At 71.4% G+C, this 16073-nt stretch carries 18 protein-coding genes, 1 pseudogene and 1 riboswitch; of the genes and pseudogenes, 14 read left to right on the top strand and 5 right to left on the bottom strand.

The features are described from left to right. Positions 1–107: 107 nt before the first annotated feature. Complete coding sequence (locus AB0I73_RS32580) at positions 108–404, bottom strand: type II toxin-antitoxin system Phd/YefM family antitoxin (protein ID WP_363043468.1); 297 nt, start codon at positions 402–404, stop codon at positions 108–110. Between the two features lie 68 nt (positions 405–472). On the opposite strand from AB0I73_RS32580, the gene AB0I73_RS32585 reads away from it, so the two are divergent. From AB0I73_RS32585 to AB0I73_RS32595, 3 genes are all read left to right on the top strand, one after another. Beyond that, positions 473–1108 (top strand): ATP-dependent Clp protease proteolytic subunit, encoded by a 636-nt coding sequence (locus tag AB0I73_RS32585; RefSeq protein ID WP_363043470.1) that lies wholly within the window; start codon positions 473–475, stop codon positions 1106–1108. 7 nt (positions 1109–1115) lie between these two features. After that, positions 1116–1424 (top strand): hypothetical protein, encoded by a 309-nt coding sequence (locus AB0I73_RS32590; RefSeq protein ID WP_279337248.1) that lies wholly within the window; start codon positions 1116–1118, stop codon positions 1422–1424. Positions 1425–1756: 332 nt separating this feature from the next. Then, a riboswitch (cyclic di-AMP (ydaO/yuaA leader) is annotated at positions 1757–1965 on the top strand. Between the two features lie 3 nt (positions 1966–1968). Further along, a complete protein-coding gene (locus tag AB0I73_RS32595; RefSeq protein WP_109380754.1) occupies positions 1969–2442 on the top strand; it encodes a C40 family peptidase in 474 nt (157 codons plus the stop codon). Between the two features lie 101 nt (positions 2443–2543). Here AB0I73_RS32595 and AB0I73_RS32600 read toward each other — a convergent pair whose 3' ends face one another. Continuing rightward, positions 2544–3002 carry an ATP-binding protein gene (locus AB0I73_RS32600; RefSeq protein WP_363043473.1) on the bottom strand — a complete coding sequence of 153 codons (459 nt, stop codon included), beginning with the start codon at positions 3000–3002 and terminating at the stop codon, positions 2544–2546. A gap of 212 nt (positions 3003–3214) precedes the next feature. On the opposite strand from AB0I73_RS32600, the gene AB0I73_RS32605 reads away from it, so the two are divergent. Next, positions 3215–4075, top strand: a complete 861-nt coding sequence (locus AB0I73_RS32605) for a helix-turn-helix transcriptional regulator (protein WP_363043475.1) — start codon at positions 3215–3217, stop codon at positions 4073–4075. Positions 4076–4084: 9 nt separating this feature from the next. Next, positions 4085–4309, top strand: a complete 225-nt coding sequence (locus AB0I73_RS32610; RefSeq protein WP_109380756.1) for a DUF397 domain-containing protein — start codon at positions 4085–4087, stop codon at positions 4307–4309. 87 nt (positions 4310–4396) lie between these two features. Here AB0I73_RS32610 and AB0I73_RS32615 read toward each other — a convergent pair whose 3' ends face one another. Then, positions 4397–5524, bottom strand: a complete 1128-nt coding sequence (locus tag AB0I73_RS32615; protein WP_363043477.1) for an 8-amino-7-oxononanoate synthase — start codon at positions 5522–5524, stop codon at positions 4397–4399. Between the two features lie 299 nt (positions 5525–5823). Here AB0I73_RS32615 and bioB point away from each other — a divergent pair, with 299 nt between their 5' ends. From bioB to AB0I73_RS32635, 4 genes are all read left to right on the top strand, one after another. Continuing rightward, positions 5824–7050: a biotin synthase BioB gene (bioB, locus tag AB0I73_RS32620; RefSeq protein ID WP_363043479.1), complete on the top strand. Its 1227-nt coding sequence runs from the start codon at positions 5824–5826 to the stop codon at positions 7048–7050. Continuing rightward, complete coding sequence (locus AB0I73_RS32625) at positions 7043–8341, top strand: adenosylmethionine--8-amino-7-oxononanoate transaminase (protein WP_363043481.1); 1299 nt, start codon at positions 7043–7045, stop codon at positions 8339–8341. The genes bioB and AB0I73_RS32625 overlap by 8 nt, the downstream gene beginning before the upstream one ends. A 1-nt stretch (position 8342) precedes the next feature. Next, positions 8343–9074 (top strand): dethiobiotin synthase, encoded by a 732-nt coding sequence (bioD, locus tag AB0I73_RS32630; RefSeq protein ID WP_363043483.1) that lies wholly within the window; start codon positions 8343–8345, stop codon positions 9072–9074. 121 nt (positions 9075–9195) lie between these two features. Beyond that, entirely contained in the window at positions 9196–9900 is a 705-nt protein-coding gene (locus AB0I73_RS32635) for a class I SAM-dependent methyltransferase (protein ID WP_363043485.1), read from the top strand. Here the strand turns inward: AB0I73_RS32635 and AB0I73_RS32640 are convergent, their stop codons facing one another. Beyond that, a complete protein-coding gene (locus tag AB0I73_RS32640) occupies positions 9901–10275 on the bottom strand; it encodes a fic family toxin-antitoxin system, toxin component (RefSeq protein WP_109380762.1) in 375 nt (124 codons plus the stop codon). It lies immediately after the preceding gene. A 4-nt stretch (positions 10276–10279) separates the two neighbouring features. Continuing rightward, positions 10280–10558: a toxin-antitoxin system HicB family antitoxin gene (locus AB0I73_RS32645; protein ID WP_363043488.1), complete on the bottom strand. Its 279-nt coding sequence runs from the start codon at positions 10556–10558 to the stop codon at positions 10280–10282. 235 nt (positions 10559–10793) lie between these two features. Between AB0I73_RS32645 and AB0I73_RS32650 the strand changes: the two genes are divergently transcribed. The 5 genes and pseudogenes from AB0I73_RS32650 (at position 10794) to AB0I73_RS32670 (ending at position 15943) form a co-directional block, all read left to right on the top strand. Then, on the top strand, positions 10794–11666 hold the full coding sequence (locus tag AB0I73_RS32650) for an ABC transporter ATP-binding protein (protein WP_363043490.1): 873 nt from the start codon (positions 10794–10796) through the stop codon (positions 11664–11666). Between the two features lie 4 nt (positions 11667–11670). After that, the gene (locus AB0I73_RS32655) at positions 11671–14238 is read left to right on the top strand and encodes an FtsX-like permease family protein (protein WP_363043492.1); all 2568 of its coding nucleotides are present in this window, start codon (positions 11671–11673) and stop codon (positions 14236–14238) included. An 81-nt stretch (positions 14239–14319) separates the two neighbouring features. Beyond that, positions 14320–14524: pseudogene (locus tag AB0I73_RS32660) on the top strand (GNAT family N-acetyltransferase); the annotation flags it as partial. Between the two features lie 443 nt (positions 14525–14967). Then, complete coding sequence (locus AB0I73_RS32665) at positions 14968–15333, top strand: peptidoglycan-binding domain-containing protein (RefSeq protein ID WP_363043494.1); 366 nt, start codon at positions 14968–14970, stop codon at positions 15331–15333. 331 nt (positions 15334–15664) lie between these two features. Continuing rightward, positions 15665–15943, top strand: a complete 279-nt coding sequence (locus AB0I73_RS32670; protein WP_363043496.1) for an FmdB family zinc ribbon protein — start codon at positions 15665–15667, stop codon at positions 15941–15943. The last annotated feature ends 130 nt before the right edge of the window (positions 15944–16073 follow it).

The following is a 16073-nucleotide window of genomic DNA, read 5'->3' on the forward strand; positions in this document are numbered from 1 at the left end:
CGGCGGCGCGGGCCCGCCCAGCCCCCCCCCCCGCCGTATCACACGCCGCCCGCCCGGCGGGCGGGGGGGGCGCGCCACGGTTCTGTTTCCGGGGTCTTCTCGGCGACTTACGAAGCACCCGTTCCGCGGTGCTCCGCGGCGATGCCGAAGCGCTGCTGTTCGCGTGGAGCGGACACCGCCTCGTGGACGCCGGAAACCGTGCTGACCACCTGATCCCCGGTCGGCTCCCGTCGTGCGTCGAGCTCCTGGAGCTGCTCGAGTCGTCGCAGGTCATCGGCGGACACAAGGGCGACGAGGGGCTTTCCGTGCCGGGTCACGACAACGCGCTCACCGCCGTACACCACGCGGTTGATCAGGTCGGCGAGTTCAGCCCTGGCTTGCGTCACCGGAATCTCGTAGGCCATGTCCCCATCATAACGTCACGTACATCCTGTACATTTTTTACAGACAGCTGCCGCGAGGAGGGGCTCCCATGACCCGACCGTCCGCCCGCCACGTCCTGCCCGAGTTCACCGAACACACGGTGTCCGGGCGTCGGAGCACGGATCCGTACTCGAAGCTGATGGAGGAGCGGATCGTCCTCCTCGGGACACCGATCGACGAGACCTCAGCGAACGACGTGATCGCCCAGTTCATGTACCTGGAGCACCGGGACCCCGACCGGGACATCTCCCTCTACGTCAACTCGCCCGGCGGCTCCTTCCACGCCATGTCGGCGATCCACGACACCCTGCGCTACATCGCCTGCGAGGTGGAGACGGTCTGCCTGGGCCAGGCGGCCGGGACAGCCGCGCTGCTGCTGGCCGCCGGGACGCCGGGCAAGCGGTACGTACTGCCCGGGGCACGGCTGGTGCTTCAGCAGCCCGCGCTGACGGAGCCGGTGGAGGGCCAGGCCGGCGACCTGGCCCTCCAGGCCGAGGAGCTGACACGCGTTCGGGCCCGGGTCGAGGAGATGCTGGTCCGGCACACCCGCCGCACCCCGGAGCAGGCGCGGTCGGACATCGAGCGGGACACGGTCCTCGACGCCCGGGCGGCGGTGGACTACGGCCTCGCGGACCGGATCGTGACCGCCCGCGAGGGCCGGCGGCCCGCTCCCGGCACGAGGTGAGCCGCCGATGCTGCCACCCGAGCTGCCACCGCTGCCCGCGCTGACCCGCGCCGAGGCCGAGCTGATCGACCGTTACCTCGAGGCCGTCGACCTGCTCGGCCGGATCAACCCGGCCCGCGACGGCGACACCTACCGGGGACTGCGTGCCGCGCAGGCGCTGGTCGGCAAGGCCGTCGCCCTGCGCGACGCGCTGGCCCTGATGCACAGGCGCGGCGAGACCGAGCTGCACACCGCCACCCTGGCCCGTGCGTTGCGGGTGCTGGACGGCGAGCGGCGCACGGCCCGTGTCATCCTGCCGCCGGGCTCCGGCAGTTGACACTCCTACCGGCCCGGGCGGGGCGTGCGCCGGTGGCACGTCCGCACCGGGGTCGAAACGGACCAAATGACTTACCCCCAAGCGGCGTAGATGCACGACTTCTTTTCGGGCCGCCAAGGTTGCGCACCGCGCGCGTCCCCTTTCGGAATCAAGTATTCCGATGCTGGTCCGGGGCTCCTCGGCGCTCTGGACGGCAGCCCGAACGCAGCAGTGTCCACCCGAACGGATGAGTGGTGAGTAACAACACAAACCCCCGGCTCCGGTGGGATTTCGGGCCAACCGTTGCCAAGATCGCTCACTGACGACAAGCCCCCGCCGCCGCGGCGGGGCGATCCGGGCGGACGCCGAGTCCTGCCGCCGCCCGGATGACCGGTCGACAGGAGTGGATCGGCAGGAGTGGAGGACCCGAGCACGACGGGTCGCCGGAACGGGAGTTCCCGTTCCGAGCAGCCCTTGGGGTGAAGCCGCACGTGTGCGGCCGGGCAACTTCGCCAGCCCGAATCCGACAGGTCATCCTTCACAGGCGGCTGACGAAGGGTTGCGCATGACCGCGCTCAATCGTGTCCCGTCTCTCATGGCCCGGGCCGGCACGGCCTCGGCCCTCACCCTCGCCGCCGTGGGCGGCTCACTCGTGGTTCCCGGTGCCGCCTCGGAGGCGGCGGCCGCGAGTACGGCCGCCAAGGCTCTCCAGGTCGCGGCCTCCAAGAAGGGTTCGCCCTACCGGTGGGGCGCCACCGGACCGTCCCGCTTCGACTGCTCCGGCCTGACCCTCTACTCGTTCAAGAAGGCGGGCAAGCACCTGCCGCGTACCGCAGCCCAGCAGTACAACAAGACACGCCAGGTCTCGGCCTCCAACCGCAAGGCGGGCGACCTGGTGTTCTTCCATTCGGGTCAGAACATCTACCACGTCGGCATCTACGCGGGCCAGAACAAGATCTGGCACGCCCCGAAGACCGGGGACGTGGTACGCCTGCAGAAGATCTGGACCCGCAGCGTCTGGTACGGCCGGGTCAACTGATCCGCGAGGGGGGGGCGGCCGCATTCCCCCTGCTGCCGCCCCGTCACCCCCGTCGGACGGTCACCGGACTCGACCGGGGCTGCGCTGTTCCGTCGTGGCCCCTACGGCTCCTGCTGTCCCGCCGCCGTGACCGGCTCGGCCGGGACGGCCCACGGGAGCACGACGAAGATGGTCTTGCCGCCCTCCCTGGTGGGGCGGACCCTCATCCTGCCGCCGTGTTCCGCGGTCAGCCAGCGGATGATGACCAGCCCCCGTCCGTTGTCCTGCTGGACCGCGGCGGGGAGCCGCTTGGGGTACCGCGGATGGCTGTCGGTGACTCCGATGCGCAACCGCTCGTCGTGGTCGAGGGCGATGTCCACCGTGAACGTGGGTGACTGCCCGAGGGTGTGCTGCACGGCGTTGGTGGCCAGCTCGGACACGATCAGCCGCACGGTGTCGGACACTTCCGTGTCCGCCGGCATGCCCCACTCCGCCAGCGTGTCCACCACGTGGGCGCGCGCGGCGGAGACCGAGGCTGGATCGCTCGGCAGAGTGATGGATGCTTCCAGATGGTCTGCCATGGCGACGTCGTCCCTTTCCCACGGGTCCACGGTCCGGCACGGAGCGGCTGATTCGAGTACGGTCCCGCACTGATGCTTCGTCGCCAGAGTGCCATCACCGCAGGGCCTGGGCGACGGTACGGCCGAGATATGCATATATCTGTCGCTCAAATCGGTGAACTCTGCGACGAGGGACCGTATGTGAGCGGCTCATGGGGAGTAAGGGGGAAACGATGCAGCACGGTCCCGCGGTACGCCGCCGGAAACTGGGCGCCGAACTGCGCTCGCTGCGCACGTCGGCGGGGCTCACGAGCGGCGAGGCGGCCCGCCTGGTGGGCTGGCACCAGTCGAAGGTGAGCCGGATCGAGACGGGCACGAGCGGGGTGAAACCGGCCGATGTGCGGTTACTGCTCGACGCCTACGGCCTGGCGGACCGTCAGTTGCGGGAGCTTCTGCTGGTTCTGGCGGGATCCGACGACAGCGGCGGACGGCATCACTGGTGGCACGCGTACCGGGGGGTACTGCCGCCCACCTACCGGGACTTCATCAGCCTGGAGTCCCAGGCCAGCGCGATGCGCACCCTGGAGACCACGGTGGTCCCCGGACTGCTGCAGACACCCGAGTACGCGCGGGCGGTGACCGAGGCCGCACTGGAGGGCGCCTCGCAGGAGCGGCTGGACACGCTGGTGGAAGTGCGGCTGGCCCGGCAGGACGTGCTGCGGACGGAGCCGCCCCTGGAGCTGGCCGCCGTCCTGGACGAGGCGGTGCTGCGCCGGGAGGTCGGCGGTCCCGGCGTGATGACCCGGCAGCTGAACCGGCTGGTGGAGGCGGCACGCCTTCCCCACGTACGGCTCCAGATCCTGCCGTTCACTGCAGGGGCGCACATCGGCGTCACCGGTCCTTTCGTAATCTTCTCATTCTCGCGCACTTCCGATCTGGATGTCGTAGTTCTCGACCACTTGACGAGTAGCCTCTACCTCGAGCGGAAAGAAGACCTCCGGGTGTACTCGGAGGCTTTCAACTCCCTTTCGGTCCACGCCCTTTCGCCCGAGGAATCGTTGGATTTCATCGCCGGGACAGCTGCCGGCGCGTAAGGAGGCACGATGCCCGCACCGCCTCGGACCCTTCCCTCCAGCACCGACCTGCACGGTGTGCGGTGGCTGCGCAGCAGCTACAGCACGGGCGCGAACAACTGCGTCGAGACGGCCCGGCCGGCCACCGGCCCAGGTGCCGGGCTGCTCGCCGTACGCGATTCCAAGGACCCGGCCGGGCCCGCGCTGCTCATCTCCCCCGGGAGCTGGGCGAAGTTCGTGGCCGCGGTCCGCTGACCGGCAGCGCCACCGGCCCGACCACCCGTCCGGCACCACCAGCCGAGCCATCCGTCGCCGAGCGCCCCACGGCCGTGCCCCGCCGACTCATGGCCGCGTCTCGCCGACCACCTGTACAGCGCGTTCGATCTCGGCCCCGGACAGGTCAGCGCGGGCGGTCAGCCTGAGCCGTGAGATGCCGTCGGGCACGGAAGGAGGACGGAAGCAGCCCACGGACAGGCCGGCCGCCCGGCAGTCGGCCGCCCATCGCACGGCCTGCTCCGGGGACGGGGCTCGCACGGAGACGACCGCGGCGTCGGGACGCACCGCTCGAAGACCCGCGGCCGTCAGCCGTCCGTGCAGTTCACGCGCCACCTCGCCCGCCCGCGCGGCACGCCCGGGCTCCCGGCGCAGCAGCCGGAGCGCCGACAGCGCGGCGCCGACGGCCGCGGGGGCGAGGCCCGTGTCGAAGATGAACGTCCGGGCCACGTTGACGAGATGTTCGACGACCCGTGCCGGGCCGAGCACCGCCCCGCCCTGGCTGCCGAGCGACTTGGACAGCGTGACCGTCGCGACGACGTCGTCGGCGCCGGCGAGTCCGGCCGCGTGCGGGGCGCCGCGTCCGCCGTCGCCGAGCACCCCGAGGCCGTGGGCGTCGTCGAGCACCAGTCCCGCACCGTGCTCCCGGCAGGACTCGGCCAACGCGGTGAGCGGGGCGGCGTCCCCGTCGACCGAGAAGACCGTGTCGGACACCACGACGGCCGGTCCGTCGTGCCCGTCCAGCGCCTTGCGCACGGCGTCCGGGTCGGCGTGCGCCGCGACCCGCGTCCCGCCGCGGGCCAGTCGGCAGCCGTCGATCAGCGAGGCGTGGTTGCCCGCGTCGGACACGATCAGCGAGCCGTGCGGGGCCAGCGCGGTGACGGCGGCCAGGTTGGCCGCGTAGCCGGAGGAGAAGACGAGGGCCGCCTCGAAGCCGCAGAAGTCCGCCAGTTCGCGTTCCAGCGCGGTGTGCAGTTCGGTGGTGCCGGTGACGAGCCGGGACCCGGTCGCCCCGCCGCCCCAGGTCCGCGCGGCCCGTGCCGCGCCCTCGGTGACCTCCGGATGGCGGGCCAGACCCAGGTAGTCGTTGCTCGCCAGATCGAGGAGCGGCACGTCGGCGGCCCGCGGGCGCAGGGTCCGTACGAGTCCGGCCCGGCGCCGCAGCTCCGCCTGTTCGCCGATCCAGCCGAACGCCATGGGTCCTCCGGTGCTTTGTAGGCAATGCCCAGACCCTAGCCCCAGAGGCAACCGCCCATGGTGTGGCAATATCCACACGTCAGCGCGTGTGGATTTGTGGAGAATCTCCTTGGCCCGAGACATTCCGTGGGACAGGATCGGCTCTCGTGACTCCGCTCCCCACCTGAGGAGGGGGCTTCCAACCCGAGGGCTGCGGTCCAGCCCGAACCGACCCCTTGCGGGACAAACGGAATCTACCGCCGACTCAGGAAGCAATTATCCCACCGGCCGAAGCTGGTGGTTCCCTCACTAGGAGACCGATGGACCTGCTGAACACGCTGGTGGACAAGGGGCTTCGGCGCGAGACGCCGACCCGCGAGGAAGCCCTGGCCGTCCTCGGGACGTCCGACGACGACCTGCTCGACGTGGTGACCGCGGCCGGGAAGGTGCGGCGGCACTGGTTCGGCCGACGGGTGAAACTCAATTACCTGGTCAACCTCAAGTCGGGCCTGTGCCCGGAGGACTGCTCCTACTGTTCCCAGCGGCTCGGTTCCAAGGCCGACATCCTCAAGTACACCTGGCTCAAGCCGGAGCAGGCATCGGAGGCGGCCGCGGCCGGGCTGGCGGGCGGCGCCAAGCGGGTGTGCCTGGTGGCCAGCGGCCGGGGCCCGACCGACCGTGACGTGGACCGGGTCTCCGACACCATCAAGGCGATCAAGGAGGGCAACGAGGGCGTCGAGGTGTGCGCCTGTCTCGGTCTGCTCTCCGACGGCCAGGCGGAGCGGCTGCGCGAGGCGGGGGCGGACGCCTACAACCACAACCTGAACACCTCCGAGGCCACCTACGGGGACATCACCACGACGCACACGTACGCCGACCGGGTGGACACCGTGCACAAGGCGCACGCGGCCGGCCTGTCCGCCTGCTCCGGGCTGATCGCCGGCATGGGTGAGAGCGACACGGATCTGGTCGACGTGGTGTTCTCGCTGCGCGAGCTGGACCCCGACTCGGTGCCGGTGAACTTCCTGATCCCGTTCGAGGGCACGCCGCTCGCCGAGGAGTGGAACCTCACCCCGCAGCGGTGCCTCAGGATCCTGGCGATGGTGCGGTTCGTGTGCCCGGACGTCGAGGTGCGGATCGCGGGCGGCCGGGAGGTGCACCTGCGCACGATGCAGCCGCTCGCGCTGCACCTGGCCAACTCGATCTTCCTCGGCGACTACCTCACCAGCGAGGGTCAGGCGGGGCGGGCCGACCTGGAGATGATCGCGGACGCCGGGTTCGAGGTGGAGGGCACCGACCAGGTGACCCTGCCCGAGCACCGGGCGGGCGGGTGCGGGGCGCACGACGGCGGCGGGGTCTGCGGTACGGCACCCGCGGGCGCCGGAGCGTGCGCGGGGACGTCGTCCTCCGGTGGGTGTGCGGAGACAAAGGCGCCCGCGGGTGCCGAGACGGCCGCGGAGGGGGCCGGCCGGGCCGAGGGGCCGCGTACCGATCTCGTCGCGGTCCGCCGCCGGGGCGCCGGAACGGATATCGCTCCCAATGCCTGAGCGGTCCGCGTCCGAGTTGTCCGAGCTGCTCGAGCTGGACCGGCGGCACGTCTGGCATCCGTACGGGCCCATGCCGGGACGCGGGGAGCCGCTGGTCGTGGAGTCGGCGACCGGGGTGCGGCTCAGGCTCGCCGACGGCTCGGGCGAGCTGGTCGACGGGATGGCGTCCTGGTGGTCGGCGATCCACGGCTACAACCACCCGGTGCTGAACGAGGCCGCGATCGACCAGCTCGGGCGGATGAGCCATGTGATGTTCGGCGGGCTCACGCACGAACCCGCCGTCCGGCTGGCGAAGCTCCTTGTCGACATGTCACCCGACGGGCTGGAGCACGTCTTCCTCGCCGACTCCGGCTCGGTGTCCGTCGAGGTCGCCGTCAAGATGTGCCTGCAGTACTGGCGTTCGCTCGGGCGGCCCGCGAAGCGGCGGCTGCTGACCTGGCGGGGCGGCTACCACGGCGACACCTGGCAGCCGATGTCGGTCTGCGATCCCGAGGGCGGGATGCACGAGCTGTGGACCGGGGTCCTGCCGGAGCAGGTGTTCGCCGAGGCCCCGCCCGCCGAGTACGAGGAGGCGTACGCCGACCGTCTGCGGGAGCTGATCGAGCGGCACGCCGGGGAACTGGCCGCGGTGATCGTGGAGCCGGTGGTGCAGGGAGCGGGCGGGATGCGCTTCCACTCCCCCGCGTACCTGCGGGTGCTGCGCGAGGCGTGCGACGCGCACGACGTGCTGCTGGTGTTCGACGAGATCGCGACCGGGTTCGGGCGCACCGGCGCGCTGTTCGCGGCGGAGCACGCGGCCGTGACCCCGGATGTGATGTGTGTCGGCAAGGCGCTGACCGGCGGCTACCTGACCATGGCGGCGACGCTGTGCACCGCGCGGGTGGCCGACGGCATCTCGCGCGGCGAGGTACCGGTGCTGGCGCACGGTCCGACCTTCATGGGCAATCCGCTGGCGGCGGCCGTGGCCTGCGCCTCGATCGAGCTGCTGCTCGGACAGGACTGGCTCGCGGAGGTCAAGCGCATCGAGTCGGGCCTGCGGGACGGGCTGAGCCCGGCGGCGGACCTGCCGAACGTCCGTGACGTGCGGGTCCTCGGCGCCATCGGCGTCGTCCAGCTCGACCACGCCGTGGACATGGAGGCGGCCACGCGGGCCGCGGTGCGCGAGGGTGTGTGGTTGCGGCCGTTCCGCGATCTGATCTACACCATGCCGCCGTACGTCACCGGTGACACGGACGTGGCCCGGATCGCACGCGCGGTGTGCGCTGCGGCTGCGGCCACTCAGGAAGGATGACATGCCGGTACTGGTGATCACGGGCGCGGGCACCGAGGTCGGCAAGACGGTGGTGACGGCGGCGGTCGCCGCGACGGCGCTGGCGGCGGGCCGGTCGGTGGCCGTGCTGAAGGCGGTACAGACGGGTGTGGCGCCGGACGAACCCGGAGACGCCGAGGAGATCACCCGGCTCGCCGGTGCCGTCACGGCCACCGAGATCGCCCGGTACCCGGACCCGTTGGCGCCCGCCACCGCCGCCCGCCGGGCCGGCCGGGCGCCGGTGCATCCGCACGACGTGGCCGGGGCGGCCGCCAAGCTGGCCACCGAGCACGACCTGGTGCTGGTGGAGGGCGCCGGCGGACTGCTCGTACGGTTCGACGCGGCCGGCGGGACGCTCGCGGACGCGGCGGCGCTGCTGGCGGCGCCGGTGCTGGTGGTGGTGTCGGCGGGCCTGGGCACCCTGAACGTCGCGGAGCTGACGGCCTGCCACCTGCGCTCGCGCGGGCTCACCCCGGCGGGTGTGGTGATCGGCAGCTGGCCCGCCGAGCCCGATCTGGCCTCGCGCTGCAACCTGCAGGACCTGCCGGACGTGACGGGGGTCCCGCTGCTGGGCGCGGTGCCGGCCGGGGCGGCCGCCCTCGCCCCGGCCGGCTTCCGGGCCTCGGCACCGCACTGGCTGGCGCCCCGGCTGGACGGCACCTGGGACGCGGAGGCGTTCCAGGTGCGGGAGGCACGCCGGGGGCGGGGGACGTGACGGAGCCCGGGACGAGGGATGCGAGGTGTCTTCACGGGGCACAATCGCGGTAAGGCCGCCCCCGGGGGCTCAGTCCTCGTCCCCCGGGCTTCGCGGCTTCCTCACGGCAGGAAGGCGCCCCATGTCCGCCGGCTCCGCGAAGGTGGCGCGGGATCCCGTGCACCATCCGTTGTTCGCCCGCTGCTACGCCCGGCTCAGTGTCACCGCGGAGACCCGCGGGGGCATGGCCGCGGTGCGCCGGAGGCTGCTCGACGGGCTGTCGGGCCGGGTGCTCGAGGTCGGCGCCGGCAACGGCCTCAACTTCGCTCACTATCCGGGCACCGTCTCGGAGGTCGTCGCCGTCGAGCCGGAACGGGTACTGCGCCGACTGGCCGTGGAGGCCGCCCTGCGCGCCCGCGTCCCGGTGGTTGTCGCGCCGGGTACGGCGGAGGCGCTGCCGGTCGAGAGCGAGGCGTTCGACGCGGCGGTGGTCTCCCTGGTGCTGTGCAGTGTGCGGGACCTGCCGCGGGCGCTCGCGGAACTCCGGCGGGTGCTGCGGCCGGGCGGTGAGGTGCGGTTCTTCGAGCACGGCCGGGGCGGCGGCCGGGTCATGCGCCTCACCCAGCGTGCCCTGGACCGGACGGTGTGGCCGCCGCTCGCCGGTGGCTGCCACGTGGCGCGCGACCCGGTGGGCGCGTTGCGGGAGGCGGGGTTCGAACTCGGCCCGTACCGGCGGACGCTGATGCCGGAGAGCGGCCCGAAGCTGCCGACGTCGTACTGCGTCCTGGGCACCGCGTGGCGACCGGTGACCGAGGCGGTGGCCGGCGCGCCGAGCGGCCGGAACTGATCACTCGCTCCAGCGGCGCAGCTCGGCGGCGATGTCGTCCACGGACGCCTCACCGTTCTTGACCAGCCGGGCCAGGTCGCGCACCTGCTCCGGCGAGGTGACGACCTTCAGGCCGCTGGCGACGAGGTAGGCGTACGCGACGGCGGAGGCGAACAGGGCGTTGGAGCGTTCCAGCGCGGGCACGTGGAGCAGCAGCTGGAGCAGCGCGGCGGCACGGGCCTGCGGGCTGCCGTAGACGGGGACGTCGAATATCTCGGCCTCATGACGGGCGACGGCGGCGACGAGGGCTCCCCAGTCGGTGACCTGGGGGTCCCCCGGAGTCTGCTGTTCGGCGAGCATCAGCAGCCAGGCGAGGTCGATGCGCAGACCGTCCAAGGGATCAGCGGCGCCCTTCGCGCGGGCCCTCGGGGTTCTTCTCCCCCGCTCTCGGCGTCGCCCGGGCGGGCACCGTCCCGTCGAACTCCTCGGCGAAGACGTTCTCGTACTGCTTCATGAAGTCGGCGGCGGCCTCCACGAAGGTGTGGCCGACCTCACCGGCGTCCTGCCGGACCAGTTCCTCGATGTAGCGGTTGACGCTCATCCCGCGGGCCAGTGCGCGCTCCCGCGCCGCTCGGGCGGTGCCCTCGTCCACGCGTACGTTCAGCTGGGTCTTCGCCATGCCTCGAAGCTAGCGCCGATGTGCTAGCACCGGCAAGGGCCGGCATGGAGCGTTCCCCTTACAGCGATATGGGGCGGTTTTGTGCCTGTGGGGGATATTTGGCGGGGAGCGGGTCACACTAGCCTCGGGCGCGGCAGGCACCTCGGCACGGTTCCATGCCCGCACGTGCGGATCTCCGCCTGCCCACATGTCGGCATATCCATATCTCCCGTATTTCCGGACGGAGGAGGCGGCCTTGTCCACACCTGCTGCGGAGCACTCCCCCGGCCTCGCGTCGGTGGACGGAATCGCCGCCCGCGCGCGCGGCCTGACCAAGGCGTACGGATCCGGCGAGACGACCGTGCTCGCCCTGGACGCGGTGGACGTGGTCATCGCGCGCGGCCGGTTCACCGCGGTGATGGGACCCTCGGGGTCCGGGAAGTCGACGCTGATGCACTGTCTGGCCGGACTCGACACCGTTTCGGCCGGACAGGTGTGGCTCGGCGACACCGAGATCACCGGGTTGAAGGACCGTGAGCTGACCCGCCTGCGCCGGGACCGGATCGGGTTCATGTTCCAGTCGTTCAACCTCATCCCGACTCTGAACGCGCTGGAGAACATCACCCTCCCGATGGACATCGCGGGCCAGAGGCCCGACGAGAAGTGGCTGGACCAGGTCATCGACACACTCGGCCTGCGGAACCGGCTGAAGCACCGGCCGGCCCAGCTCTCCGGCGGCCAGCAGCAGCGCGTGGCCTGTGCGCGGGCGCTGGCCTCCCGGCCCGAGCTGATCTTCGCGGACGAGCCGACCGGCAACCTCGACTCGCGCGCCGGTCTGGAGGTGCTCGGCTTCCTGCGCGAGGCCGTCGACCGGCTGAACCAGACCGTGGTGATGGTCACGCACGACCCGGGCGCCGCCTCCCACTCCGATCTGGTGCTGTTCCTGGCGGACGGCCGGATCGTCGACGAGATGAAGCGGCCCACGGCGGAGGCGGTGCTGGAGCGGATGAAGCGGTTCGACGTGCTCCGCGCCCAGAGCGACGACGGCGGCCTCGCTCCCGGCCTCACCTCCGGCCTCGCCGACGACGGGGCCGTGCGGCCCGACGAGTCGGTCCCCGGCAAGGGCTGAGACCGTGCTGAGGGCGACGCTCAGGAGTTTCCTCTCGCACAAGGGGCGACTGCTGCTGTCCGCGCTGGCCGTCGTCCTGTCCGTGGCGTTCGTCGCGGGCAGTCTGATCTTCTCCGACACCGTCGCCCACACCTTCGACCGGCTCTTCGCCTCCACCTCCGCCGACGTGACCGTGTCGCCCCCGGACGACCTGGAAGCGGCTGTGCCCACCGGCCAGATCCGGACCGTGCCGGCCTCGCTCGCCGAGCGGCTGGCAGGGATCGAGGGGGTCGAGTCCGCCCGCCCGGTCGTCAGGGCCGGGAACGTCACGGTCGTCGACAGCGACAACGAGCCGGTGGGGCCGACGACCGGCGCACCGACGCGCGCGGAGGCCTGGTACGCCGACGAACACAGCGTCGCGGAGCTGGCCTCCGGCCGCGCCCCGCACGGTGCCGGGGAGGCCGTGCTGGACGCGGACACCGCCGACGCCAAGGACGTGGCGATCGGCGACACCCTGTCGGTGCAGGCTCAGCCGGGCACCTTCCGCGTCAAGGTCGTGGGGATCGCCGCCTTCACCACCCCCAACCCGGGCTCAGCCCTCATCTTCCTCGATCCCGAGGTCGCCGCCGTCGAGCTGCTGGGCTCGGCGGACCGGGCCACGAGCATCGCCGTCGAGACGGCGCCGGGTGCGACCGCCGAGGAGGTCGACCACCGTGTCACCGGGGCGCTCGGCGCCGGCACCTACCGGGTGGAGACGGCCGACGAGCAGGCCGCTACGGCCACCGACGAGCTGGGTGATTTCCTCGCCGTGATCAAGTACGTGATGCTCGGCTTCGCCGGGATCGCCGTGCTCGTCGGCGTCTTCCTGATCGTCAACACCTTCTCGATGCTGATCGCGCAGCGCACCCGCGAACTCGGACTGCTGCGGGCGATCGGCGCCGACCGGCGGCAGGTGCGCCGGTCGGTGCTCACCGAGGCGGTGCTGCTCGGCCTGTTCGGCTCGACGCTGGGCCTGGCGACCGGTATCGGGCTCGCCCACGGGCTGATCCGGCTGATGAGCGTCTTCGGCATGAACCTGAACGCCACGGAGGTGGTCATCGGGTGGGGCACGCCCGTCACGGCGTATGCGGTCGGGGTCGGGGTCACCTTCGTGGCGGCGTACCTTCCGGCCCGCCGCGCGGCAGGGGTGTCCCCGATGGCCGCCCTCGCCGACGCCGAGGTCGCCGGGGTGGGCCGGCCGTTGCGTACCCGCGCGGTGGTGGGTTCCGTCGTCGGAGCGCTCGGCGCGGCCGCTCTGGTGGGCTGTGCCGTCTCCACCGAAACGGGACCGGCGGCGTCCCTGCTGGGGCTGGGCGTCGTGCTGACCCTGATCGCGGCCGTCGTCGCCGGTCCGTTGCTGGTGCGGCCGGTGATCCGGGTGCTGGGCGGGGCCTTCCCCGCCCTGTTCGGACCGGTCGGGAGGATGAGCCAGCGCAACGCCCTGCGCAATCCCCGCCGTACGGGTGCCACCGCCGCCGCACTGATGGTGGGGCTCGCCCTGGTCGGCGGCATGTCGGTGGCCGGCACCTCCATGTCCCGCTCCTTCGACGAGCAGATCGACAGGACGCTGGGAGCCGATTTCGTCATCCAGAACGCCAACTTCCTGCCGTTCTCCCAGGAGGTCACCGACAAGGTGCGGGACACGGAGGGCGTGGGCGTCGTCGTACGGCAGCGGTTCGCACCGGTGGCGGTGCGGCTGCCGGACGGGAAGAGGATCGAGACGACCGCCGCCGGGTACGACCACCAGATCGACGACGTCGCCCGACTCACCTACGCGAGCGGCGACACGGCGGCGGCACTGGCCGACGGCGGTATCGCCATGGACGCCGGATTCGCCGCGGACCACGGCGTCCGGACGGGCAGCACGATCCCTGTCGAGTTCCCGGGCGGGCAGCACACCGAGCTGACCGTGGGCGGCCTCACCGACATGGAGAGCGCTGAGGGCTTCGGCGTGCAGGGCGGACTGTTCCTCGGCATCGCGGCGGTCGAGAAGTACGTGCCCGGCGGGCAGGACTCCGCGCTGTACGTGAACGCCGCCGACGGCACGAGCGCGGATGAGCTCCGTGACCGGCTGGAGACCGCTCTCAACCCGTATCCGCAGGTCCAGGTACGTGACCAGGCCGACTACAAGGACCTGGTGCACGACCAGATCGCGGTCCTGCTGTACCTCGTCTACGCCCTCCTGGGGCTGGCGATCATCATCGCGGTGCTCGGCGTGGTCAACACCCTGGCGCTGTCGGTGGTGGAGCGCACCCGGGAGATCGGGCTGCTGCGGGCCATCGGGCTGGCCCGGCGGCAGCTGCGGCGCATGATCCGGCTGGAGTCGGTGGTGATCGCGGTGTTCGGCGCGGTGCTGGGTCTCGTGCTGGGGCTGGTGTGGGGCGTCTGCATGCACCGGGTGCTGGCACTGCGGGGCATGACCGCGCTCGCGATCCCCTGGGGCACGATCGCGGCGGTCGTCATCGGTGCGGCGGTGATCGGCGTCGTCGCGGCGCTGCTGCCCGCCCTCCGCGCGTCGCGGATGAACATCCTGGAGGCGATCGCGCACGAGTGACCCGCGCCTGGGACCTTCGCGCCGGTCATCCGGATCGTGGAATTCCGGGTCGCGGGCGGCACGGCCTGCTGGGATCGGCACATGGCCGAGTTGCACACACGGGCCGCGACGCCCGAGGACCTGGGCACCGTACCGGCCTTCTGGAAGGTCGCCGCCGAAGGCACGAGCGCCGGCGACGACCGGGCGGCATGGAGCGGCTGGTCGCGCGTGCCCCGAGGCGCTGCTCCTCGCCGAGAAGGGGGCGGAGCCCGCCGGCACCGTGACCGCGGGCTTCGACGGGTGCCGTCATCCCCTACGACCTGAGTGGACAGGCCACCATCCGCGCCGTCGTCGAAACCGACGCCCACGGCCGGGCCTCGTGAACCCTGACACTCCCGAGGGCACCGTACTCGCCAGTGGAGGAGTAGCGACGGCTCAAGCCGCTGGGTGAGATCCCTGGCGCGCCGGCTTCTTGCGATTGTTCAGGACCCAGAGGCCCCTGGAAGCGAACTGCCCGTTCACCACGATCCACGAGGCACTACGCGCCTGCGCTGAACGCGCGTGCCGGGTGCGTCGCCACCGTTCCCCCGCTCCTCCCGCCGCTCGAGAATGTGCCGTCCGGCCGGCGGCGCACTCCCTGTGCGTGCGGGTCGTAACTCGCGGTCGTCGTTGAGTGTGGGCATGATGAGGGTGTATATCGCTCCCGGACGCCGGGCCTCACCAGTGAATGGCCGGACCGGAAGGAACGGCATGAGACAGCGCAGATTGCTCACCTTGGGGACGGGGCTGTGCACAGCCGCAGCACTGGGCCTGGTGGCACCGCATTCCGCCCTGGCCTCCCCCGACCGCTGTTCCTACACGTCATCGACGTATCGGCCCACGCTTACGCACGGTGACACCGGTACGGCGGTCAAGCAGGCGCAGTGCCTGAGCAACATGTGGGGAGGTCAGCCGCCCAAGCTGGTCCTCGACGGGGCGTTCGGCTCAGCCATGCTGAAGAAGCTCAAGTGGATCCAGGGCTGTCACGGCCTGCCGCAGAACGGTGTCATCGGGGGCCGCACCTGGCAGGTGCTGTACCACCCGGCTCTGGACTGCTACGACCCGTACCCCGCCTGACGCCGCCGCCATCAAGCCGCCGCCCGAGCCCGCCATCACCGCTGGAACAACATCACCGCCGCCGCAGCCACCTGACCTGCACGAACACATCAACGATCAATAACTACAGCTGCCGTGACAGTGAACCGAGGAATTATTTTTCGACAGCTCCCTGCCGGGACCCGGGACTTCCTTTAATTCGGCAGTACGGTGTCTCCGTTTGACAACGGGTTCCCACAAGCGTTGCCTGGGAAGTGACGCATTTGCTGCGATGTCGAGCCCGCGTATGAGCGTGTACGGGTACGGGTGCGGGTGGACAAGGAACCCGGCGCGATCGGGGATGGAGGCGCATATGGCGACTTACGAATATTCGTGCCATCGCTGCGGAGATTTCGACGTGCGGCTACCGATCGGAACGGCACCCGGCGAGTACGTGTGCCCGGATTGTGCGGCCGTGGCGCGGCGTGTGTACTCGTCCCCGGCGCTGAGCGTGCCGTCGAAGCTGCTGAAAGGCCTGCACGAGCAGGAAGAACAGTCGCGGGAGAGGCCGTCGGTGGTCTCCGGACTGCCGCCGGCGCGATGCGGTTCGGCGAGCGTTCATCCGGCAATCGCCTCTCTGCCACGCCCTTGACGGCGGCCGGCGGCCGACCCGCACCGGCCGCAGAACAGTATGGCAAGAACAAAAAAAGCACGAGTCGAAATTATCCGGACACCCGTATCCCGGACGCCTCTCTCCGGATTCCCGGAATCGGAATCGCTCT

It is taken from the genome of Streptomyces sp. NPDC050388 (genome assembly GCF_040655635.1).
In the GTDB taxonomy this organism is placed as follows: domain Bacteria; phylum Actinomycetota; class Actinomycetes; order Streptomycetales; family Streptomycetaceae; genus Streptomyces.